17 protein-coding genes are annotated in these 23,120 nt (G+C 39.0%); 14 read left to right on the top strand and 3 right to left on the bottom strand.

Going from position 1 to position 23,120, the window contains the following annotated elements; translation table 11 throughout:
* Nucleotide 1 precedes the first annotated feature (1 nt).
* The 14 genes from Q4534_RS10525 (at nucleotide 2) to Q4534_RS10460 (ending at nucleotide 20,074) form a co-directional block, all read left to right on the top strand.
* Nucleotides 2–634: a nitroreductase family protein gene (locus Q4534_RS10525; protein ID WP_303613130.1), complete on the top strand. Its 633-nt coding sequence runs from the start codon at nucleotides 2–4 to the stop codon at nucleotides 632–634.
* 204 nt (nucleotides 635–838) lie between these two features.
* Nucleotides 839–1,474, top strand: coding sequence for a GyrI-like domain-containing protein (locus tag Q4534_RS10520; RefSeq protein ID WP_303613129.1), 636 nt, complete (start codon nucleotides 839–841; stop codon nucleotides 1,472–1,474).
* 35 nt (nucleotides 1,475–1,509) lie between these two features.
* The gene (locus tag Q4534_RS10515; protein WP_303613128.1) at nucleotides 1,510–3,075 is read left to right on the top strand and encodes a hypothetical protein; all 1,566 of its coding nucleotides are present in this window, start codon (nucleotides 1,510–1,512) and stop codon (nucleotides 3,073–3,075) included.
* A gap of 294 nt (nucleotides 3,076–3,369) precedes the next feature.
* Nucleotides 3,370–4,071, top strand: a complete 702-nt coding sequence (locus Q4534_RS10510; protein ID WP_303613127.1) for a ferritin-like domain-containing protein — start codon at nucleotides 3,370–3,372, stop codon at nucleotides 4,069–4,071.
* Between the two features lie 24 nt (nucleotides 4,072–4,095).
* The gene (locus Q4534_RS10505) at nucleotides 4,096–4,914 is read left to right on the top strand and encodes a ferritin-like domain-containing protein (protein WP_303613126.1); all 819 of its coding nucleotides are present in this window, start codon (nucleotides 4,096–4,098) and stop codon (nucleotides 4,912–4,914) included.
* 237 nt (nucleotides 4,915–5,151) lie between these two features.
* On the top strand, nucleotides 5,152–6,207 hold the full coding sequence (locus Q4534_RS10500) for a prenyltransferase/squalene oxidase repeat-containing protein (protein WP_303613125.1): 1,056 nt from the start codon (nucleotides 5,152–5,154) through the stop codon (nucleotides 6,205–6,207).
* Nucleotides 6,208–6,535: 328 nt separating this feature from the next.
* On the top strand, nucleotides 6,536–7,132 hold the full coding sequence (locus Q4534_RS10495) for an RNA polymerase sigma factor (protein ID WP_303613124.1): 597 nt from the start codon (nucleotides 6,536–6,538) through the stop codon (nucleotides 7,130–7,132).
* A 116-nt stretch (nucleotides 7,133–7,248) separates the two neighbouring features.
* Complete coding sequence (locus Q4534_RS10490; protein WP_303613123.1) at nucleotides 7,249–8,319, top strand: FecR family protein; 1,071 nt, start codon at nucleotides 7,249–7,251, stop codon at nucleotides 8,317–8,319.
* Between the two features lie 123 nt (nucleotides 8,320–8,442).
* Nucleotides 8,443–12,009 (top strand): TonB-dependent receptor, encoded by a 3,567-nt coding sequence (locus Q4534_RS10485; protein ID WP_303613122.1) that lies wholly within the window; start codon nucleotides 8,443–8,445, stop codon nucleotides 12,007–12,009.
* Between the two features lie 26 nt (nucleotides 12,010–12,035).
* The gene (locus tag Q4534_RS10480) at nucleotides 12,036–13,748 is read left to right on the top strand and encodes a RagB/SusD family nutrient uptake outer membrane protein (protein ID WP_303613121.1); all 1,713 of its coding nucleotides are present in this window, start codon (nucleotides 12,036–12,038) and stop codon (nucleotides 13,746–13,748) included.
* A 54-nt stretch (nucleotides 13,749–13,802) separates the two neighbouring features.
* Nucleotides 13,803–14,663: a rhamnogalacturonan acetylesterase gene (locus Q4534_RS10475; RefSeq protein ID WP_303613120.1), complete on the top strand. Its 861-nt coding sequence runs from the start codon at nucleotides 13,803–13,805 to the stop codon at nucleotides 14,661–14,663.
* Nucleotides 14,664–14,684: 21 nt separating this feature from the next.
* On the top strand, nucleotides 14,685–16,124 hold the full coding sequence (locus Q4534_RS10470) for a hypothetical protein (protein ID WP_303613119.1): 1,440 nt from the start codon (nucleotides 14,685–14,687) through the stop codon (nucleotides 16,122–16,124).
* A 36-nt stretch (nucleotides 16,125–16,160) separates the two neighbouring features.
* Nucleotides 16,161–18,470, top strand: coding sequence for an esterase family protein (locus Q4534_RS10465; RefSeq protein ID WP_303613118.1), 2,310 nt, complete (start codon nucleotides 16,161–16,163; stop codon nucleotides 18,468–18,470).
* Between the two features lie 227 nt (nucleotides 18,471–18,697).
* Nucleotides 18,698–20,074 (top strand): sulfatase, encoded by a 1,377-nt coding sequence (locus Q4534_RS10460; RefSeq protein ID WP_303613117.1) that lies wholly within the window; start codon nucleotides 18,698–18,700, stop codon nucleotides 20,072–20,074.
* A gap of 194 nt (nucleotides 20,075–20,268) precedes the next feature.
* On the opposite strand, the gene Q4534_RS10455 is transcribed toward Q4534_RS10460, so the two are convergent.
* The 3 genes from Q4534_RS10455 to Q4534_RS10445 all read right to left on the bottom strand — a co-directional run bounded on the left by Q4534_RS10455 (nucleotide 20,269) and on the right by Q4534_RS10445 (nucleotide 23,086).
* Entirely contained in the window at nucleotides 20,269–21,072 is an 804-nt protein-coding gene (locus Q4534_RS10455; protein ID WP_303613116.1) for a DUF6503 family protein, read from the bottom strand.
* 16 nt (nucleotides 21,073–21,088) lie between these two features.
* On the bottom strand, nucleotides 21,089–21,823 hold the full coding sequence (locus Q4534_RS10450; protein WP_303613115.1) for an SDR family oxidoreductase: 735 nt from the start codon (nucleotides 21,821–21,823) through the stop codon (nucleotides 21,089–21,091).
* A 510-nt stretch (nucleotides 21,824–22,333) separates the two neighbouring features.
* On the bottom strand, nucleotides 22,334–23,086 hold the full coding sequence (locus Q4534_RS10445) for a YoaK family protein (RefSeq protein WP_303613114.1): 753 nt from the start codon (nucleotides 23,084–23,086) through the stop codon (nucleotides 22,334–22,336).
* Nucleotides 23,087–23,120: the final 34 nt, after the last annotated feature.

Here is a 23,120-nt window from a genome sequence, read left to right as displayed (position 1 = left end):
AATGGAATTAATTGACAAATTGAATTGGAGATATGCTGCGAAAGCCATGAATGGTGAAAAAATAGCGCAGGAGAAGGTGGACAATATCATTGAGGCCATATCATTGGCACCTACCTCAAGTGGTTTGCAGCCTTTTGAGGTTTTGGTAATAACAAACCAAGAAATTAAGGAGAAAATTAGACCCATTGCCTGGAATCAATCCGTGGTAACTGATTGCTCTCATTTATTGGTCTTTGCGGCATGGGATACCTATACCGAAGAACGAATCAATAAAATGTTTGACCTTACCAATGAGAAAAGGGGATTTACCAATGAGGGTTGGGAGAACTATAGAAAGCAACTTTTAGCTACCTATCCAAACAGGTCTGCTGAAGAGAATTTTAACCATACCTCCAAGCAAGCCTATATTGCCTTTTCTCAAGCCATTGCTGCCGCAGCCTTTGAAGGAGTGGACAGCACACCGATGGAGGGTTTTGATCCTGATGCCTTGGATGAAATTTTAGGATTGAAGGAAAAAGGACTGAGAAGTTGTGTGATACTTCCTTTGGGATATAGAGACAGCGAAAAAGACTGGTTGGTTAATCTTAAGAAAGTAAGAAAAAGCAAAGAGGATTTAGTAACTGTACTGGATTAATTAACCAACTTAATAAAAGTAGGTGGTTATAATCCATTGGTTAGATAAGGCCTAAAAGAGTTGCGCACTCTTTTAGGCCTTTTTTTATGCTGTATGTAAGCTATGTTTTTAAGGCAGTTTGGGTAAATTGTAAGGAAATTCACTATCCCTTCAAAATAGCGTCTATTAACTATTTGAAGCATCAGCAATTAATTCTTTTTAACCATGAAATATGAGTGGAGAAAATCTGAAAAAGCGCTTTATTTACCGAAAGCCAAGCCGGAAAAGCTAAAAGTCCCGGCGCTAAAGTTCATAACCATTACAGGTGAAGGAAATCCCAACAGTAGCCAGTTTGCTGAATATATCGCTGTGCTATACTCCTTGTCCTATGCCATAAAAATGACCTTGAAAAAAAGCAAAAACCCACCGGAAGGCTATCTGGATTATACCGTTTATCCGCTCGAAGGAATCTGGGATATCAATGAGGAAGCCAAGGAAAATTTTAATAGCAGCATCAACAAAGATGATTTGGTGTTTAACCTTATGATTCGCCAGCCTGATTTTGTAACAGAAGCATTCTACCTGGAGATGCATGCTTTAACCCATCGTAAAAAACCCCATGCCCTTTTAGATAAGGTCAAATTCGAAACAATTGAAGAAGGCTTATGTGTACAAATGCTTCATATTGGAAGTTATGACAAGGAGGATGAAACTTTTTCAATAATGGAAACTTATGCAAAAGAAAATGAGCTAATCAGGCTTTCCAAAACACACCGTGAAATTTACCTGTCGGACTTCAGGAAAGTGCCCGAAGAAAAATTAAAAACCGTATTAAGATTTAATGTTAAACAAAAGTCTTAATATTTGCAGTAAACCTAAAGATAACCGATTGCCCTATGCCCCTAACCAAACGTGCTTGTATTATTAGCCTATTTTTATTTACTTTTCAGTCTGCTCTACAGTCTCAGGTCCTTCCTGAGCAAATAAAATTTACTCGTCAAGCCTCAAAAAGGTTGGTTTTTGATGAAGACCAGACCATTCCTTTAGCGGGGATTTGGCCGGAGAAAAGCATTGGTTTTTCTATCATGCACCCGGTGATTCACCAATTAAAGGACAGTGCAAAAGTTGAGATAGTCTCCAGTCAATTGGCCATCCGATCCTTGTCAAAAACAGCAACAAATATTTGGTTTGGAGGCTTTAATCCGGTAGCTACTTATTCTCTGGATTTGGCTTCCTGTAAAGGCAAGGGGGCGCTTGGCTTTACATTTTTTGGTAAAGGGTCAAAAGAAAAATTTACCATCAAAGTACTTTTCAATGATGAAAAACCGGTAGGTGTAAGCCTGCACTATACGGACAAGAAAGGGCTTTCTAAGGAAGCGCCTATTGAAGTTAATTTCCCCCAAAATGCCAGATTAAATGGCAAGCTATACTTGCAGATGTTAGGAAGTGGCTTGGTACTGTATTTGAAAGACGGTGATTTGCCACAGGTAATAGCTCAATCGGATTTCAACCATTTAATTGATTTGCGAAAAAAAGAGTATTTGCACAGCTTCCAATCTCACCTATTTGTGGCCCTTGACTCAGGGGAGATAAAGTTAGATAAAGTACTTATGGGGTTAAGCACAGGGGTTGGCTTGGCGGATATTCGTGCCATTACCTATGAAGATGGATCGCCTTTACTGGATAAAGGGCGCCTTTGGTACACCATGTCTATCAGAGGCCGCGCTTTGCCTCATCATATTCAGGGGGTTTTCAGTATGAATCCCTCCGTATTTGACATCAAGTTAGAGGGAGTCATTCTTTTCGATAGGGGAGATGGTTTGTTGAGAAATGAAGTTGCCTCTCATCTGGTTTTTGATAGAAATGATAATTTATGGAAAGGGCTGACTACAGGTTTTAGTGCTTATGCCAATCCTGAATTGGAGAAAAAACAACTATTGGCCATTCAGAGTAGAAGGGATCCTAGGTTTGGTTTTTCAATTATGGAAGCCAAGGCTTTCGGAGTCGTAGGGGATATAGAGGATCCGCATATACTCTATGATGAGGAGGCGAAAAAGTGGAGGATGTTAACCTGTGTGAATGAGGGTGGTTATAAAGCCATCGTAATGGAAGCCGACGAATGGGACAAGGGCTATGTCAAAATTGCCGGACCTGTATCACACAATTCCACAGGAACTTCTATTCAGAAAATTGGAAATGAACCCTATTGTTTTTCCGGTAGTTCAGAAAGAGAAATTTTTATTTATACTTATCCTGACTTAAAGGAAGCTGGCACTTTAAAAATGGATTTGCCTCCTTGGGATAAGTCTTCCGGAACTCGGGTTTGGCCCAATGTTGTTCAATTGCCGGAAGGTTATCCTTTCCGTTATGTGGCTTTGATGATGGATAGGATCAACTATCCGGGAATGGTTGGGCCTAACTGGACATATGGCGCCTTGTATCTTTATCATGGTTTTGAATGAGGGGTTGATTTTTAACTTTATTCTCGTGATATAAACTTTTTCATTCTTTAAATATTTTTTTTATTTCCTTATTAAATAGCCTCTAAAACCAGGTGCTGAAGGATTTTGGCTGTCATTGATAGAATAATTCGTTGGTTTTTTTGCTGATTTTCAAAAGAAAATTCACTCTTGCTCGATCCAAGCTGTAAAGTAGCTTCGTAACTCTAGTCAAATAAGTCATAGGAAGCAATCCAATTTTCGATTGGCCTAAAATGATGAAAACGAAACTGAGTTATTAACCTAAACTTTAAAAAAATGAAAAAGGATTTGATTAAACCGCAAGGGTTGGTGAAAAATGCCAACCGCCGCAAGTTCCTTCAAAAGGGTTCATTGTCCATTGCGGCAGCAGGATTGTTTATGGTGGGATGTAATGATGATGATGACATCATGCCCCCCATGGAAAAAGAAGGGGTGATGCTAGGGTCCGGAGATATTGGGATATTAAATTATGCCTATGCACTTGAACAATTGGAAGCAGCTTTTTACGCAACGGTGATGCAAGGTGGCTATTTTGCCAATGCCAGTGCTGAGGAGAAGGAGATTATGGGGGATCTTGAAAAACATGAAAGAGCACATAAAGAATTTTTTAAAGCAGCATTAGGAAGTGCAGCCATTGAAGATTTAGAAGTGGACTTCAGCGCCATTAATTTTGATGATAGAATGTCTGTATTGAATGCAGCCAAAACTTTTGAAGATTTAGGAGTAGCGGCCTATAATGGAGCCGGACAGCATATTCAAGATGCAGGCTATTTACTTATCGCAGGAAAAATTGTATCTGTAGAAGCAAGGCATGCAGCTGCGATTAGGGATTTGCTAAATCCCGGATCTACGGATTTCGCAGGAGATGACATAATTGATGGAAATGGTTTGGAGCGTACGCTCAGCTTTTCAGAAGTATTGACGGCCGCCAGCAATTATGTGACCACACCAATTGATTTCAGTCAATTGCCAAGCTAATTTTCAACCTTAACAGAAATAGACATGAACTTATTGAATTTATTAGATAAAATGTGTCCGGATACTAAAAATGCGGATGAAAAAGAATTGTTTTTCTCGAGAAGAGAAGCCTTCCACCGATTTGGTGACATGAGTAAAAAAATGGCTATGGCTGCCGTTCCCTTGGGAATATTGTCTGCTTTGCCAAAAGTAGCTAAAGCAGATACTGCGAGCTTGATCGAAGTATTAAATTATGCTTTGACTTTGGAACATCTGGAATACAGGTATTACCAGATGGGGATTGATGCAGGAGTTATCGATGGGGCAGATACTGCAATCTTTGAAAAAATCAGGGATCATGAGTTGGCGCACGTTAATTTTCTTACAGAAGTAGTAGGGAATGTGTTGGGCGGAGACCCTGTAATGGAACCGGAATTTGATTTTACAGCAGATGGAAATTTTTCTCCTTTCACTGATTATCCAACTTTTCTGGCCTTGTCGCAGGCGTTTGAAGATACAGGTGTGAGGGCCTATAAAGGGCAAGCCGGAAATGTGATGGAAAATGATGTAGTGCTTACCGCGGCTTTGTCTATTCATTCTGTAGAAGCAAGACATGCATCTATGGTGAGAAGGCTGCGTACCAAAAAAGGGCAAGACAGTATAAAAGGCTGGATAACCGAAGATTCCATAGGGACCTTGCCTGCTGCCACACAAGCCATCTATTCTGGGGAAGACAATGTCATGCATGGAGGAGTAGATGTTACCCAATTGACCGGAATTGATTCCGGAGCTGTTACAGAAGGTTGGGATGAACCTTTAAACAAAGATCAAGTATTGGGGATAGCATCCTTGTTCTTGGCATAAGCAATAAAATTTTTTAGTTGGGGTTGAGTGCTTAGGTGTCATCTTTGTTGGAAGATGGCACCATTTTTTGTTTATACTTCAATGTTTTTTGTGAACAAAAGTATTTTCCTTATCAGTTAAAATATACTGAATTAGTATTCCAATGTGAGGAAAAAATTGCATATTTTGGCTGTGATTTCATAAGAGGTAGCATAAAGATTCTTGATCAATATTTTTAAAAAAGATAAAAATACAAACATGAGCATTAGCCGAAGAAAAGTCTTGCAATTAATTCCTATGGTCACAGGAGGTGTAGCTATGGGGGACTTGGAGTTTTTAGCCCTGGACAATCAAAAAAAAATTCTTGAAGCAGTGCGTTCATTTTTTAAGCTAACAGCTAACCATGATGGAACTTTTAGTCCCGGCTTGCCCAAGGGTTATGAGGGGAATTCGGATACGAAATTTTCCGGAATTGCAGCACCTACCTATGCGGTGGTAATCCATAAAACCTTTGGTTGGGAGTTGCCTTATGAACAAGAAACAATAAATTTCTTCCGCTCTTGTCAAAAGGAAGATGGCGCATTTTATGCACCCAGTGGGGAGGGGGATATGGAAACACCGCTAGCCAAACTCTACAATACGGTTCAAAGTGTGGCGGCATTAAAAATATTGGGTGTGGAGCCAAAATATGACCCCATGCCTGTTATTGAATATTTCTTTAAGGGAAGTGATTTTCAAGAACTACCGCTCTATACAACCAGTTTCTTTGCGCTTTTTTTTAGTGCTTGGGACGAAAAAATGCCCGCTCATATAGACAATAAAATGAGGCGTTATTTGAGAGAGAATCAAACGGAAGACGGATACATAGGCAATCATGTGGCTTCTACCTTTCACGCCGCCCATTATTTTAGATTAATAGGAGAGGAAACCCCCATGGCGGAAGAAATGGTGAGTCGAGTATTAAATGATCAAAAAGAAGATGGCTCTTGGTCTTTAAATCCACCTGATTGGGACGTTCATGCAGTCTTTGATGCGCTGTTTATTTTAAAGCAAGTGGGTAATAAACAACGTAAAAAGGAGATTAAGCAAGCTTTTCAGAAAGCCAAGAACTGGATATTAAAATGTCAAAATGAGGATGGAGGGTTCAGCCATTATCCCGATAGTGGTCCCTCTGATATTGATGCGGTATATTTTCATGTTGCCGGTCTGGTAGAGTGTGGCTATTTGAAACCTCAAAAAGGAATAGTAAATGAAGAAATATATGGTTGGGGACATTTGATGGATCCGGATAAAACCTATAATTGCCTTGTTTAACTTAATTTTAATATATTTCCTCCGGGCAGGAAGCCCACTTCTTTTTCTATAGGTAGGATGTAAAATTTAGTGCTAAGTTATAAAGAGGGCCTTTACACAATAATATTTTTTTATCTTTTTTTTATGATATAGTTAACCCACAGAAATGGCTTTGAAACTTTATTTTCAAGCCTTCAAATAGTGGATTAAGGGGTTAAGAAATCTGTCTTTAATTGGCCCTCTTATGATTGAAAAAATTACAATTTTTTAAGGTAATGTATTTTGATATTTGGAAGTTAAAATATTTATACACATTTTTAAGTGTTTTAAACCCTATAATCCAAATAAAATGAAATACGAACAACTAAGTTCTTATGAATTGTGGGGTTTGATTCAGTCAGCCGATCAGGAAGCTTTTGCCTACATTTTCACCACCAATTCTGACGATATTTTTAAGTATGGGCAAAAGTTCACGACCGACTGTGAGCTTATCGAAGATGTGATTCAGGATACTTTTGTAAGGATCTGGGAAATTAAATCTTCCTTAGTTATCCATTCCTCCATAAGGTTTTATTTATTCTCCACTTTCCGAAGGGAGCTGGTCAGAAGGCTTAAAAAAAATCAAAAGCATCAGTTACTGGAAGATTATCATTCTAGTGTAACCTGGGAGGACTCATTTCAGGAGATTTTGATTGAAAACCAGATAACTCAAGAATCCAGCATGAAAATTTCTTCTGCATTGGATAATTTGTCTACTCGTCAGAAAGAGGCAATTTATTTAAAATACATGCAGGACATGTCCTATGAAGAGATTTCATCATTAATGGGGATAAAGGTGCCCTCCCTTTATAACCTGGTTTTAAAAGGACTTAAGTCCATGAAGCAATTTTTAACCTCTTCTAATTATACAGCCAAAGTGATATTATTGTTTGGTGTTTTTGTGTAGTATCACAAGATATTTTTCGATTCATCATAAATTTTATAATTATTTAATAAAAAAATCATCTTTGCATGATGAGATTTACCAACAAGTTTCCTCTTTAATATATAGATCGTTGGTAAATGAAGTTCTACGAAAAAATTGAAGACTTTTTAGAAGATACATCTTTTAAGCAGTGGGTGCTTAAAGAGGATGTTGTGCAGGATAAATTCTGGCAGGAATGGATTGCCTCAAATCCTTCTAAGGTTGAGTTATTAAGACAGGCCAAGACCATACTTCTGGAATTAGATGCCTCAACTTCAAATTGGACTAAAAAGGGGAAAGAAAAGACATTTCTGGCCATTCAAGATAGAATTGATATTTCTGACGAAAAGAGAAAAAGTACAAAAGTCCATACCTACAAACCTGATACTTTAGGGATTCAAAATAGGATAAGGCTTATTTTGGGCTTGTCACTAATTGTCTCATTTTCATTTGCACTGTTTTATGTTTTTGTGACAGAAGAGAATAAAGAAGCTATTAGTGTAGTGCCACAAGCCAACGAATGGATAATAAAGTCAAACCCTAAAGGGCAGAAGTCTACCTTGCAACTTGCCGATGGTAGCAATGTGGTTTTAAATGCGGAAAGTGAATTGCGTTTCAAAAGTGGCTTTGGTCAACTTCATCGGGAGTTGTACTTGTCAGGAGAAGCCTTTTTTGAGGTTGCTTCTGACAGCATGCCTTTTCGTGTGCACAGTGGGGATTTAATTACCACAGCATTGGGAACATCTTTTAATATTAATTCTTATCAAGATGATTGGGTTCAGGTGCAGTTGGCCACTGGTAAGGTGAGGGTGATAAATGTCGCCAAGGACAATCAATCCGTAGAATTGATTCCGGGTGAAGAGGCGGTGATTGGAGAGAATAGTCAGTTGAAGAAAGGGAAATTTGACTTAGACAAAGCCTTCTTTTGGAAAGATGGGGTTTTGGTGTTCAATAATATGCCTTTTCAAGAGGTTGTTCGGACACTAGAACGCTGGTATGCTGCTGAAATAGAAATCAATAATTCCGCCCCAAAAGACTTAAGAATTTCTGCTGAATTTAAAAAAAACACCTATCTCAAAGATGTTTTAGAGAGTTTGGGTTATGCCTATAATTTCGATTTCTCAATAAAAAGTAAAGCAGTTAAAATTCAATTTAAAAAAAGTGAATAGCCTATGAAAAAAAAAGGCCAATGAATAGCAGTTCATTGGCCAATTCCAGAAAGAAGGAAAGCTCTCAGGTTACCTTCTGACTATCGTTTTAATGCCATTGATAACAGTAAAACTTTCAAATTTATGAAAAAATCATTACATGTACTTAGTATGGTGGGGAAATATTACCTATACGGCTTTTTATTACAGCTGTTGTTTTTAAACCTAATGTACGCATCCCCTACCAAGGGGCAAAGCTCGTTGAATATCAGCGAAGTTTATTTGAGCTTAGATCTTAAGGGTGCGTCCTTGGCCGAGTCCTTTAGTAAGATCAAAAGTCAAACCGAATTTTCGTTTATTTATGACCAAGAACTGGTGAAAAATTCTAAACCGGTTGATCTTCAAGTTGAGCACCAAAGCTTAGAAAATGTTTTATTGTCCCTTGCAGCCAGTCATACCCTTTCTTTTAAGCAAGTAGACAATAGAATTAGTGTTAAAATCGCAAAGAAACATGTCAAAGTTAAAGAAATTGCCGTTGAGGTAACCGTATCTGGTAAGGTAACCGATGTCAATGGTGACCCTATTCCTGGGGCAACGGTATATGTGAAGGGTACCTCAAAAGGTACTGCTACGGATATAGACGGAAATTATTCTATAGTTGCTCCGGAAGATGGTGTTTTGGTGTTTTCATTTATAGGTTTTGATAGCCAAGAAATTACCATTGGTTCTAGAAGTGTAATTGATGTCATCTTAAGTGAAGGAGTGGCTTCTCTGGATGAAATGGTAGTTGTAGGCTATGGTACACAGAAGAAAGTAAACTTAACAGGGTCTGTGGATGTGATATCCAGTGATATGTTAGAGGATCGCCATGCTGCAAATGTTTCTCAGTTGTTGGTTGGTACAACACCGGGTTTGAATTTTGGTTTTGACGCCAACGGTTATCAACCTGGCGCAAAGGCTTCTATTGATATCCGTGGCATAGGCTCATTGAACGGAGGGGCCCCATACATCCTGATTGATGGTTTTCCGGGAGATATGAACTCGCTTAATCCTGAGGATATTGCTTCTATATCTGTATTAAAAGATGCAGCTGCTTCAGCCATATATGGAGCCAGAGCACCTTACGGCGTGGTGATGATAACCACAAAGTCCGGAAAAAAAGACTCTAAATTAACAGTCAATTATTCGGGAAGTGTGAGTTTGGTTACCCCGGCGAAACTTCCAGGAACACTTGACTCCTATACTTATTCTAGAGTACTTAATGAGGCCGCTCTAAATAAAGGTACAACACTAAAGTTCAGCGAGCCTACAATTGATAGAATTATCGCTTATCAAGATGGTGATTATGATTATATTAGATCCCAGTTTCCTGCTGATTTTCCTGCAGAAAATATAACCAATTGGGCCGCATTTCCAACAGTTGGTGGAGGCTGGGCCGGAGGTAATGGAGAAGGTCATGCCAATAATGACTTTTGGGATCTTGCCACAGGTGCTAATATGGGTCAGTCGCACAATCTCTCCGTGCAGGGAGGTTCAGAAAAAACTTCTTATTATATGTCTGCGGGATTTACCAACCAGGCAAGTTCTTTCACCTGGGCAGATGATTATAACAAACGCTATAATCTTACAGCTAAAATCAAGACTTCTTTAACCGATTGGTGGGATTTGAGATTTGAAACCCGCTTGATGAAAAACAATCGAAGTTTCCCATCAGGTGCTAGGCCTGAATCAATTGATTCATACAATGCGCTCTTGCATATCATTTACAATACTGCCCCAATGCAAGCAGTATATGACAGCTATGGAAATCAATTACAGGGTAGTGTGAAAAGCTTTTTTGAGGCAGGGGCAAGTAATGATGAAACCACCGAGAACTGGCAAATTATAGGAACAGAATTGAGACCTTTAAAGGGATGGAAAATCAATGCTGATTTTGCTTATCAGTCTACAGATTTTTATGGACTTCATGATGGTAGAGAATTTGGTCAAATAAACTGGTTGACTGGCGAACAAACTGGTTCTTGGGTGGCCAGTCAGGTCAATGAATACCATCGCAGTGATTATTATTGGAGCTCTAATATTTTCTCATCCTACGAGTGGAGTTTCAATGAATCCCACAACTTTATGGCCATGGTCGGTGGCCAATACGAAACGGGAAAATACCGCTCTTTAGATGCACAAGCCAGGAATTTAATTGTTCCGGACATTATTTCACTAAATACGGCTACAGGTGATCCTTCTCTTGGGGAAGGGCTCAGTCAATGGGCCACTGAAGGGTATTTTGGTAGACTTACTTATAATTATAAAGAAAAGTACCTTTTAGAATCAAATGTAAGGTATGATGGCACTTCCCGTTTCTTGGAAGGCAAGCGATGGGGATTCTTTCCCTCTTTTTCAGCAGGATGGGTAGTGAGTAATGAGGACTTCTGGGTTCAGACATCAGATTTCTTTAGTAGTTTAAAAGTTCGTGGTTCTTGGGGGCAGTTAGGTAATCAGAATGTTTCTGCTTATCAAGATCTTGCCTTGATTCAACTGTCTAAGAATCTTTTAAACTGGCTTCCTGGATACAATCAGACCGGACAGGTAGGTTACACTTTGACCCCTTCATTGGTCAGTCCATCATTGACTTGGGAGAAGGCAGCCACTACCAATATTGGTGTGGATATGGCCTTTTTGGGGAATAAGCTAGGAGTTAATTTTGATTGGTTTGAGCGGAATACGACCGATATGATTGGTCCATCAGAAGCACTTCCCGGTGTGCTTGGAGCTTCAGTTCCAAGATCCAATAATTCTTCATTAAGGACCAGAGGTTGGGAGCTTTCTGTAAAATGGAAAGAATATGTCAATTCTGATTTAAGTTATTTCGTAGGATTCAACCTGTATGATGCGAAGGCAGTTATTACAGAATACAATAATCCAACAGGATATCTTGGTTCTTGGGTAGTAGGTCAGGAAGTGGGAGATATCTGGGGATGGTCATCCAACGGTTTGTTCCAATCTCAGCAGGAAATTGATAACCACGCGGATCAGTCCTTTATTTACAATATCTGGAATACAGGGGATGTGAAATATGATGACCTGAATGGAGATGGCGTAATAAACAATGGTCAAAATACTATCGATGACCATGGCGATCTTATGTTATTGGGTAATTCAACTGCCCATTATCAGTTTGGGATCAACCTGGGTGCCAATTATAAAGGTTTCGACTTTTCTATGTTATGGAAAGGGACCGCCAAGCGAGACAAGGGCATGAACTATAATGATTACGCGTATTATGGATTTAGACGTGCAAATTGGTCGCAGCCAAAATGGGATCATTTAGATTATTACCGAGACACGCCGGGAACCAAGTATGTGGGTTTGTATGAAGGTGATGCCAATATAAATACAGATGCATTTTACCCACGTCCTTATGAAGACAATTTGTCGAATGTTAAAAACCAAACATACAACTCTCGCTATCTGGGGAATTTTGCATATATCCGATTGCAAGATGTCCAGTTGGGATATAGTTTAAGTGATAATGTGATTAGTAGATTTGGTTTGAGTAAAGTGAGGGTTTACCTCTCAGGTTCCAACCTTTTGACTTTTGATCACTTGCCGGTGGGAATGGATCCAACCTTGCCTTCCGGGGGGTATCGTACGAGTACAGGGAAGGATTATCGAGCGGATAGAATTTATTCCATGGGCTTGAATGTGACCTTTTAATCTCATCTTTACAAAACTTATTTACTATGAAAAACACTATAAAAATATTCTTTATATTGACATTTTTTTCAGGTTGGTCTTGTACAGATTTTCTAGACAAACCTCCTTTGGATCAAATAGGTATTGATGATTATTGGAAATCATCAGTAGACCTTAAAAATTATACGGCTAGGTTTTATGAAAGCTTACCTTACCATGAAAACAACCTTTCTACCGCAGGTCGTGAGGTGGCTGCTACAAATGTAACTTATCGGACAGCTAATTCCATTTTAAATGGTGAAACGACTTTGTCTACAGGTTCTTGGCAGAGTGGTTTTGCGCCGGTAAGAAGTATTAATATCTTTCTAGATAATTATGATAAATGCGAAGACCCTTACAGTTCTTGGAAACAATATTTGGGTGAAGCACAATTCTTTAAGGCCTGGATTTATTTTGATTTGGTACAAACCTATGGTGATGTGCCTTGGTATACCCATGCTCTGACACCTGATGATGAAGCTGAATTAATTAAGCCGAGAGACTCTCGTGTTTTAGTGATGGATTCGATATTGTCCTTATTGGATAAAGCAGTCATTAATCTAGACAAAAGAGACGAAGCGCTTTGGGGAAACAATTCCATCAATAAGGAGGCTGCCTTGGCATTTAAAAGTAGGGTAGCCTTGTTTGAAGGAACCTGGCAAAAGTACCATGCCGGAGATGATTTTGGTACAGCAGGTGCTGACCCTGATAAATACTTTCAAGCCTGTGTAGATGCCGGAAACGAATTAATCAATGGGGATTACAATGTGGGCATTTACTCCACAGGAAATCCTGATCAAGATTATTATGATCTATTTAAAACAGGTGACATGGGCCCTGTAAACGAAGTGTTATTATACAGGGCTTATAATGTAGGTGAATTTATTGGGCACAATCAAAATTATTATGGCACCACTACCCCTTCTGAACTTGGAGCTACTTGGGCGTATGTGAGTTCCCATTTAGGAAATGATGGACAGTTTATTGATTATATATCTATTGCCCAAGATGTGAAAGGAAATGATTTTCTGGAAATGCTGGCAAGTGATGTGGATTTAAGGTTGCGACAAAGTATTTGGATTCCTGGGGACGTTCAGCATTACCCTTCAAATGTAGTTTTTGATTTCCCTCCCATATTTGCAGGAAGTCGAGAAAATAATCCTACTGGCTTTCAGGTTAAAAAATACACTAACCCTGAGCAAGAATTAGATTATGCGAATGCAAATGACGCGGGAAGGATTATCTTCAGGTATGGCGAAGTATTGTTGAATTACGCTGAAGCATTAGAAGAATTGAATGGTACAGTTGCCTATGATCAGCTGAACCAACTCCGAGCAAGAGTGGGTATGCCTGAATTTGAAGTGTTGTCTCAGGATGCTGACCCTAACAAAGTGGATTATGGATACGAAATCTCAGATGCTCTTTATGAAATAAGAAGAGAGAGAAGGGTTGAGTTGGCCTTTGAGGTGTTGAGAGAGCAGGACTGGAAACGATGGGCTGCACATGAGTTGTTTTTAAATAAACGTCCAAGAGGTTATCCATTTAGTAGTGCTGAATTTCCTGGTGAAAGCCCGGTAGTAGATGAAAATGGATTGCTAGATCCTCTGCAACTCGAATTGGTAAATGGGTATAATTTTTTACCCGGCAGGAATTATCTGGAAAGCGTACCGCAGACAGAGTTGACACTAAATCCGAATCTGGATCAGAACCCCGGCTGGTGATAGTTGTTGTTACTACTTAATTCAACTTTGATTGACTTACTTTAGAACATAGATATGATAAAACCAAAAATGATGAATGAGTATCCGGGCATTATCGCCCGGTTACCTCATTTCAATTTCCCTCTCCAAGTAGTTACTTTCTTTTTCTTAACCTTGTTTTTTATGAGCAGTTGCGCCCAAAAAAAAGTCAAGGTTTTTTGTATTGGAGACTCTACAATGAGTCATTATGACCTAAAAAAGATGGAGGAAAGTTATGGTGGTTCTGATTTTCCGAGAAGGGGTTGGGCCATGGCACTTTCGGCATACTTGAATGACAATGCGGAAGTAAGAAACATGGCGGTAAGTGGCAGAAGTTCCAAGAACTTTAGGGCCCAAGGTTATTGGGACAAAGTATTGGAAGAGATTCAGGAAGGGGATTTTGTTGTCATCCAATTTGGACACAATGATGAAAAAGTAGAAGATACCACAAGATATACTGAAGCCTTTGGAGAGTTTAAAGACAACTTAATTCGGTATGCAAAGGAAGCGGAAGAATATGGTGCTTTTCCTGTTATAGCTACCTCTATAGCGCGCAGGAAATTTAATGCAGAAGATCATCTCGTAGATACGCACGGTGACTATGTATTGGCCTCTCGCGAAGCGGCTAAAGAAGCAGGTGTTCCATTGATAGATTTAAATCAAATGACCACGGATTATTTAAATCAATTGGGGCCTGAAGAGTCCAAGGAATGGTTTTTACACATAAAGCCGGGGGTATTTGAGAAGTTGCCGGAAGGAATGGAGGACAATACTCATTTAAGCAAACAAGGTGCTTGTGCAGTTTCGGGACTGTTTGCCGAAGGACTTGAGCAATCAAAAAGCTCCTTGAAAAATTACCTATTAGATGAAAGACCTGATTGCAATAATATACTTTAACGAAATTTGACTATGAAAGAAATGAAAAAGATAGTGGGTGGATTGTTTCTGGTAAGCATACTGTTTTTTGCCCCAAATAAAGAAACCTTGGCCCAGCAATTGAAGGCAGGGGCTTCAATTACTGACATTACTCCTCATCTGGGACATCCAATCGTTGGCAATTACAACTCTCCTCCTGCAACTTATATCCATGATCCGATAAGTGTAAGAACGCTAGTACTGGATGATGGTATGCAGGAATTGATATTTGTAATTGTGGATAATGTTCATATTAATCGAGAGGTGTTTGATGCCGCCAAGGCGATACTCAACCGAGATTTAAATATTTCTGCTAAGGATATTATGATGGCCTCAACCCATACCCATTCAGGAATTAGTCTTAATGGGGAAGGGTTAAAAAGTATAGCTCCTGATGTGGGAGTGGCGCTTGATGAATACCAGACTTTTGCGGTAAAAAGAATGGTGGATGGAGTCAAGATTGCAAGAGAAAACAAGGAGTTAGCTAAAATTGCCTTTGGAAGTGTAGATGTTCCGGAGCATGTATTTAACAGAAGGTGGATCATGAAGGATTCAGTTGTGAACCCTTTGGGACAGGTGGAAATTGCTAAAATGAATCCGGGACACAGCAATGCCCTACTTAGGCCTGCTGGCCCTACAGATCCTGAGGTTGCATTTATTGCAGTAGAATCTCAGGAAGGCACTCCCATAGCCTTATTGGCTAACTATTCTTTGCATTATGTAGGAGGTGTGCCTAAAGGACATATTTCAGCTGATTATTTTGCTGCTTTTGGTAATCGCATGGGAGAATTATTGGAAACAGGAGCCAATTCCCCGGCTTTTGTAGGGATCATGACCAACGGAACATCCGGAGATGTCAACAACAATGATTATTCTAAACCCAGACCCAAAGAAAAACTTCCTCCTTATGAAAAGATGCATTATGTGGCCAATGATGTTGCCAATAAAGTACATCAAAAATACAAGGATTTGGATTTTCAGTCAGAAGTTAAATTAGGCTCAGCATTATCGGAAATGACCCTTACTGTGAGGAGGGCTTCGCCGGAAATACTTAAAAATGTCGCTTTGGTTAGGGATCATAAGGGTTCTGAACCTTTGTTTCATAGATTGGAAAAAACCTATGCAAGCCGTATCTTAAATATGGAATCATCTTATCCTGATTCTGTACAGGTCGTGCTGCAATCTTTTGCCATCAATGACATTGGAATTGCCTCCATTCCCTTTGAAGTTTTTGCTCAAATTGGATTGGATATTAAGGAGCAGAGTCCTTTTAAAAATACCTTTACCATTGAATTGGCTAATGGTTCTTATGGTTACTTGCCAACACCTGAGCAGCACAAGCTTGGAGGCTATGAATCTTGGTTAACCACGAATAGGGTGCAAAAGGATGCTTCAGATTTGATCACAGAACAACTTATCAAGCATTTTCAACAACTGAAATAAGCCCTGTTTTTGGTGCTGAAACCAAACTTCCGATCTATGAATCTATCGAAAATTTTTATAATTGTTATTGCCATGCTACTGCTCCAACCAAGTAGCACCTGGTCTCAAACCCAAGGTCATCTATTGGACTCTGGGGTGGAGGTTATAGACGATTACCATTATAGCAAGGCTTTCTCAAACAATAGAAACTTTCGGGTTTTTTTACCGCCGGGTTATCGAAAAGATCCGGAGAAAAGGTACCCTGTGATTTACTTTTTTCACGGTTGGGCCCAACGTTATTTTGGATCCATGGGAGGGGGCTACTCTAATTATGATTTCGGAGATGAAAACAATGGGGACAATATGGAAAAGTTTGTCTCTGAAAATGATGTTATCATAGTAAAAGTGGATGGCTTGAACCAATTCAAGGTTGAACGGATAAACCTGAGTCCCTACAATGTAAGCCTGGTTTCTACCTTTCGTCAGTTTCCTGAATATTTTAAGGAGTTAATAGGGTATATCGATAATCATTACCAAACAGTTCCAGACCGAAGTCATAGGGGTATCTCAGGCCTTTCCATGGGAGGGTTTATGACCTTTTGGCTAGCAGCTAAATTGCCGGATTGGGTAAGTGCTGCCGGAAATTTTTGTGGATCAAGCGAATTTTCTGCCGGGCCGTTGGATTTTCCGGTGAGGTATGCACATGCCGACATGTATGATAACTTTAAAGCCATTAGCATGCGGATGCACAATGGGGACAGTGATCGTTTGCGGTTTTATCATGAAGACATGAACCGGTATTTATTGAATGCAGTGCCACATTACCAATTCAAACAATATGAAGCCTCTCACATTACCTGTGGCATGGGGGATATGTTTGCCTTTATGATGAAGGCCTTTAAAACACCTTTGCCTCTGCCTGAAAAATGGGATTACATTGATATTTACCCCTATTTTGAAGTGTGGGATTATAAAGTAGAAACGTCAAGGAACCGTTCAGGCTATACCATACTTGAAAATGTAAATCAGGATGGATTTAACCTTGCTGTGCGAAATTTTCTACCGGATGGTGAATTGATGCCCAATGTAGATGTTCAGGTATTAACGGCTCCTATTTATGAAAGAAATACCGAATACAAAGTCAGCGACACAGATCTTCGGACCATGGAAAGTCGCCAATATTCCGTTCAAAGTGATGGATCCGGTAGGCTTAAATTAGTCCTTAATGGAAGTGCGCATCAAGTTGGAATAGCAGCGATGCAAGACAATCCCAATCTTTCCATGACGGGTTTCAAGATTGAAAAGATGGATTGGGCTGAAAGTGGTCAGGTGGTTGAGCTTTCAATGAAAGTTTTAAACAAAGGATTTGCGACCTCTGAAAACATCATCACAGAAATAAGTGCCATTAGTGAAGGGCTCGATATCATTTCTGCTCAGGGTAAGATTAATGCTTTGGTACCACTGGAAGAGAAAAAGGTCAATGGGGTTTTCAAAGTAAGAAACAACCGATTAGGCTATGATATTGCAAAATTTCAAGTTGAATTTACGGATGATTCTGGTGCTTCCTGGCAAGAGGAATTCGAAATTCTATTCAAAGATCCGGTGGATGAAATCACCAATTTCGTAGTTGCTGATGGCAAAGAATTCACCATAGTCAAAGAAGCTGTTGATTCAGCAAATATGGTAGTGGGAGTTGGAAATGGTGATGGAATAGCAAACCCTGGAGAAACGATTGTGATTTTGGTTGAAGAGGAGGGGAAGTATATACGGACCCATGCCTATACCAACAATGAATACATCAACCCGGGAAATGTGAGTATCCGGATAGCCGACCCTTGGCAGGAATATGACCATATTGGTGGAACAGCAAAATACACCATGCCGGTTCTTGATGCGAAAACGCCTGAAGGAGAAGAAATACCTTTCTATGTTGAATATTGGACGCCCGGCCCCATAAGCGGTCAACACATTGTCCATAAAGGGAAAATAAATATTCAGGTGGAAGGGAAAGACAAAACACTGCCTGAAGTGGAATGGGTGCAAGTATTAAATGATGATCTAATTGAGGCGCGTATCTATGACGGAGCTGAGGTTGGAAAAGTAATGCTTACACTAATTCCTAATGAGGAAAAATCTACCTTGAAACATGTAAACTGGGACGTAATACCTTCAACTTTCTCCATTGAATTGAAAGATGATGGTCTAGGAGCAGATGCTGTAAAAGGAGATGGTGTTTTTAGTGCAAGAATTTCCGGGAAGCCGACCTATTTTTATGATTTATCCTTTGAGTTGCGTGATGCTTTAGGGAATAAGGGCACGCATCAAGCTGGAGAACCTGTATTCTTGAAAGAAACCCGCTGGAGATAAGCATTGAGGAAAAATTAAAGATTATTTAGGGTGATAAATTTTTTGATATCAGGGACCGTTTGTAAAGCGGTCCCTTTTTATTGAGTAAATCAAATTGGACTTGTGTTTTTTTAGGGGATTGATTTTTGTAGTCGCTGATTTGACCCTTGGTATTATTTTATACCCATATAATAATTAATTTCCGGAATTTTTTTCTAAGGCTAACATATTATTAAGTATAATCGCATATGAAAAAAAGTATTGTATGGTTGGTGTTGTGTTTGACCACCACTGTTTTGCAGGCTCAAAGTGAAAAACCAAATATCCTGATTATTATAACGGATCAGCAAAATGCCAAAATGATGGGTGCAGCAGGAAATAAATGGCTTAAAACGCCAAATATGGATAAGCTGGCCAATAAAGGATTGAGGTTTGAAAAAGCCTATGTTACCAACCCGGTTTGTTCTCCTTCCCGCTTTAGCTTGTTTACAGGACAATATCCTTCCGCAATAAATATGCGACACAATGCAAGTAAATTAGATGTTGCGGCACTTCAGGAAATAATTCCTAAGGCCATGGGGAATGCCTTTACCAAAGCGGGTTATGAAACTTTTTATGGTGGGAAATCCCACCTTCCCGGGGCAAAAAAAGAGGTTAAACCCTATGGTTTTGAGACTTTTATTTCAAAAGATGAAAGGGATGAACTGGCTGCGGAAAGTGTTGAATTATTAACCAATAGGACTTCGGATAAACCCTTTCTTCTTGCTTTAAATTTCATCAACCCGCATGACATTTGCTATGAGGCCATTAGGCAATTCCCTCCGAATAACAGGCCTCCTGCTGAGGTTCCGGTTCCTTTACTGGAAGCGATTGCCATTCCTGATTCCATTGGTGAAGATGATTTTATGGCAAAATATGTACCTCCTTTGCCGGCTAATTTTGAACCTACTTCGGATGAACCGAGTGCCATTTATGATTTAAAGGAACTACATTCCTTTACAATAGACGCAAGGGAACATTGGACAGAAAAGGACTGGCGCATGCACCGGTATGCCTATCATAGGCTGACCGAGAGGGTAGACGTTCAAATTGGGATGGTTTTGGATGCTTTGGAAGCTTCACCTTTTGCTGACAATACCATTGTGGTATTTACCTCAGATCATGGGGAGATGAGTGCTTCGCATAGGCTGGAACACAAGACTGTATTTTATGAGGAGTCTGCAAATGTCCCTTTGGTGGTGTGGTACAAGGGCATGGCCAATGGGCAGTCAGTAGACAAAGAAAACATTATTTCCACAGGTTTAGACCTTTATCCCACCTTGTGTGATTTAGCCGGTATTTCTAGCCCCGATCACCTTCCTGGACTGTCCTTTGCTCCGCTTTTAAAAAATAAAAAATCAGATTATAATTCTCGCAAATATTTGTTTATGGAGAATGAATTGGGCTTTATGATAAGAAGAGATAATTTAAAGTTTACTCTCTATGACAAAGGTGATGAAATGTTGATTGATCTTGAGCAAGACCCAGGGGAAATGGTTAATTTAAGCCGAAATCCCGCCTTTAAGGATAGAAAAGCCAAATTGAAAGCCCTACTTCAAAAACATATTGAAGAGGCAAATCAATAGAGGGATTTGCTAATTTGAGTAAGGATAACTGTATTTTATTTCCCTATACTTTTTCGTACATGGGTGCATAAAAAAATAGTGCCGGAAACCAATCTTTGTTTTCACCAAAACAATAAGTTTAGATTAAATAGAAAAAAGGGCTATTTGGTATTTTACTCCAAATAGCCCTTATTATAGAAAGTTTTTATGAGATACTATTTCTCAAAAATTGTTCTACTTAAGCCATTATTGAATTGGATATTGGACCAAGTTACCTTAATCCATGGGGCATCTGTGACCTCTGCTTCCCAATTTGACCCCTTATAGATTCTTTGAGTGGGGATCAATAATCCATCTATTTCTTCATATTCAAGCTTCATAAGCAATGGTTGGTCTATCACACCAACTTCAGCAACAGTAAATAGAAACTGGTCTACCAATTTCGTGTCCTTATTGATATAAATCTGGTAAATGTCTGTTGGCTTTTCATTGATTGAGTCAAATGAGATTTTGACAATGTCATAGCGCTTTTCCTCAATGCTTTTTTCACCCAAGTATTCATAAGTTAATCCGGGATCAAGCAGTTTTTGGAACATGGTAAACCAGTAGAAATTTGTTGGCCGATTAAACTTCACCCTTTTTAGTGAGACAGGGTCATCGATATAATTTCCCTTATGTCTAAGCCAATAGGCTTTACCATCATACCCTTGTTCTATGAGTCCTTCATACTCCGGTAGTGTTCTTTCATGTTGCTTATATGCACCATAGGAAAGTTCACCATCAAAAATGTACTTTTCTGTAGATAAATCTGTTTTACCATCCGGTGTTTGGTATTTATAGGTGTAGACTACATCTTTTTTTTCAGCCAATTTTGAATAATCCCCCACTGTTTGGACCATTTCATAAACTAACTGGTGACCTTTGTTTTGAAAGGAAGTCTTTTCATCTGAACCCTTCTGCTCTTTACAGGACATGAAAAGCACAGTTATTATTAGAAGTGTTTGTAGGTTTAATTTCATTTATTATTTGTTAAAGTTATATCATAGCACCATTTGCTCCAATGACTTGACCGGAAATCCATTTAGAGTCTTCGCTTGCCAAAAACAATACTACCTTAGCAATATCATTAGGCTTGGCCAATCGATTGAAGGCATTCATTCCCTTTAATTTTTCTATAAATTCAGGGGCTTTTCCTTTTAAAAAAAGTGCTGTTTCTGTTGGCCCTGGTGCGAGAGCATTTACTGAAATCCCTCGGCCGATTTCTTTGGAAAATACCCGGGTCATTTGTTCTACTGCTGCCTTGGTCCCTGAATACAATGCATAGGTAGGAAACATCATTTTTACTGTGCTAGAGGAAAGGTTGATAATGTTTCCATTGTCTGAAAGCTTACTTTCCGCCTCTTGCAAGGTGTTGAATACACCTCTTACATTGATATCAAATTGCTTGCTAAAGTCTTCCTGTGTATTGTCCTTTATGGTCTTGGAAATCATCACCCCCGCATTATTTACTAAAACATCCACTTTCCCATAAGCTTTGATGGTCTGGTCAAAAAGCTGGCTTACTTCCTCTCTATTGCTTACATCTGCTTTGATGGCCATGGCCTGTCCTCCATTTTTAGTAATGCTCTCTACTACTGAAATTGCTTCCGGCATACTGCTAGAAGAATTTACTACCACTTTTCCTCCATTTTCTGCCAATAGTGTTGCAATTTCTTTTCCTATTCCTTTTGAAGAGCCGGTTACAATAATTACCTTATTTTTTAGTATCATATTTGCGGTTTTATTAGTTGTCAAGCTGTTTGGGATGGGTTTGGGCAATTGCCAATTAGGTAACTTAAATAGGTCTTAAATATTGGGTCAGCCCCAATAAGAACTCTGTCAATGTCCAATAGTTTTCTAATGCAACAAACACTTCAAAGGTGCTAATTAAATAGGTAGCTACTGCATTAATGGAAAAGGTATTTTTTGGTGTTTTCTTTTTCCTCTTTCAGGTACACCGATGAATGCCTGTTCCCATTCTTCAATAATTCTTTTTAGAGCAAATCGGAAAGATAGATTATGGTCTCCAATCCCTTTGCTAAAATCAGGATTCAAAAGTCTTTAAACTTAATCCTTTTGATGTTATTCGGACTTTGACTCTTGTTTCATGGTATTAGAATACGATAGAAAGACCACTTGGTTTGTTCTAATCTAAATAAGCTGTCCAAAACCATTTGTCCGTTTATAGTTAGCTATTGTTTGGAGAATAATTATCCATTCTTGATGTTGATGAGTCAAACGTTAGGCCGCCAAGCGCTTAATTTTTCTTTGTTGGTATTTTCTTTTTGTCATGATCAGTCTATATTTAAAATCATCGTAAAAAAGGCCTGCCAATAAAATTAAAGCTCCGACAATCAAAGTATTTAATTTGAGATTAATTCTGGAATAAAGAAAACCTCCTAATAGTCCGCCTGCGAAAAAGAATAGGATGATGGAAATCCTGAGGATGATTGTCTTTTTTATTTTTTTTCTATTGGGATGTAATTTGGGGAAAAGAAGTTGAGACAGCTCTATCCCCAAGTCGGTGAACAAGCCGGTAAGATGGGTAGTTCTAACAATTGTATTAGAAATTTTTGTAACAAATGAATTTTGTAATCCCATGGCAAAAAGTAACAAACAGGCAATTATATCCGGTTGGCTTATTTCTATAAAATTACTTATCAAGGCAATTGCTATAAGAATAATACACTCGATTAACGTTGGTAATACAAAAACATTTAGTTTCTTATTTTTCCGATAGTTCTCAATTAAAAAACTTGAAGTAAAAGACCCAAAAAGAAAGGCGAAAATGTATAGAAAATAAATGGTTCCTTTCCAGAATTCAAAGTTGGAAAGATCATTGATAAATAAAGCAAAATGACCGGTGACATTGGTCGTCAATTGTTTAATTGACAAAAAACCGGTTACATTGACAATGCCCGCTACAAATGATAAAAAAGTAGCGATTTGTAAATTGTGTTTGAAGGTTCTGCTCTTGCCTTGGTGTCTAAACATTGAATAGATATTTAGATATCGATTAAGGCAATCA

Origin of the sequence: Cyclobacterium sp. 1_MG-2023, assembly GCF_030546805.1 — a bacterium.
GTDB lineage: Bacteria > Bacteroidota > Bacteroidia > Cytophagales > Cyclobacteriaceae > Cyclobacterium.
This window is presented reverse-complemented; position numbering and strand designations above follow the sequence as displayed.

Coding starts and splice junctions, on each gene's coding strand:
- Q4534_RS10510 (WP_303613127.1), top strand. CDS start 3,370: ATGAAAAAGGATTTGATTAAACCGCAAGGGTTGGTGAAAAATGCCAAC.
- Q4534_RS10470 (WP_303613119.1), top strand. CDS start 14,685: ATGAAAAAGATAGTGGGTGGATTGTTTCTGGTAAGCATACTGTTTTTT.
- Q4534_RS10450 (WP_303613115.1), bottom strand. CDS start 21,823: ATGATACTAAAAAATAAGGTAATTATTGTAACCGGCTCTTCAAAAGGA.
- Q4534_RS10520 (WP_303613129.1), top strand. CDS start 839: ATGAAATATGAGTGGAGAAAATCTGAAAAAGCGCTTTATTTACCGAAA.
- Q4534_RS10445 (WP_303613114.1), bottom strand. CDS start 23,086: ATGTTTAGACACCAAGGCAAGAGCAGAACCTTCAAACACAATTTACAA.
- Q4534_RS10465 (WP_303613118.1), top strand. CDS start 16,161: ATGAATCTATCGAAAATTTTTATAATTGTTATTGCCATGCTACTGCTC.
- Q4534_RS10515 (WP_303613128.1), top strand. CDS start 1,510: ATGCCCCTAACCAAACGTGCTTGTATTATTAGCCTATTTTTATTTACT.
- Q4534_RS10480 (WP_303613121.1), top strand. CDS start 12,036: ATGAAAAACACTATAAAAATATTCTTTATATTGACATTTTTTTCAGGT.
- Q4534_RS10475 (WP_303613120.1), top strand. CDS start 13,803: ATGATAAAACCAAAAATGATGAATGAGTATCCGGGCATTATCGCCCGG.
- Q4534_RS10495 (WP_303613124.1), top strand. CDS start 6,536: ATGAAATACGAACAACTAAGTTCTTATGAATTGTGGGGTTTGATTCAG.
- Q4534_RS10460 (WP_303613117.1), top strand. CDS start 18,698: ATGAAAAAAAGTATTGTATGGTTGGTGTTGTGTTTGACCACCACTGTT.
- Q4534_RS10525 (WP_303613130.1), top strand. CDS start 2: ATGGAATTAATTGACAAATTGAATTGGAGATATGCTGCGAAAGCCATG.
- Q4534_RS10505 (WP_303613126.1), top strand. CDS start 4,096: ATGAACTTATTGAATTTATTAGATAAAATGTGTCCGGATACTAAAAAT.
- Q4534_RS10455 (WP_303613116.1), bottom strand. CDS start 21,072: ATGAAATTAAACCTACAAACACTTCTAATAATAACTGTGCTTTTCATG.
- Q4534_RS10490 (WP_303613123.1), top strand. CDS start 7,249: ATGAAGTTCTACGAAAAAATTGAAGACTTTTTAGAAGATACATCTTTT.
- Q4534_RS10500 (WP_303613125.1), top strand. CDS start 5,152: ATGAGCATTAGCCGAAGAAAAGTCTTGCAATTAATTCCTATGGTCACA.
- Q4534_RS10485 (WP_303613122.1), top strand. CDS start 8,443: ATGAAAAAATCATTACATGTACTTAGTATGGTGGGGAAATATTACCTA.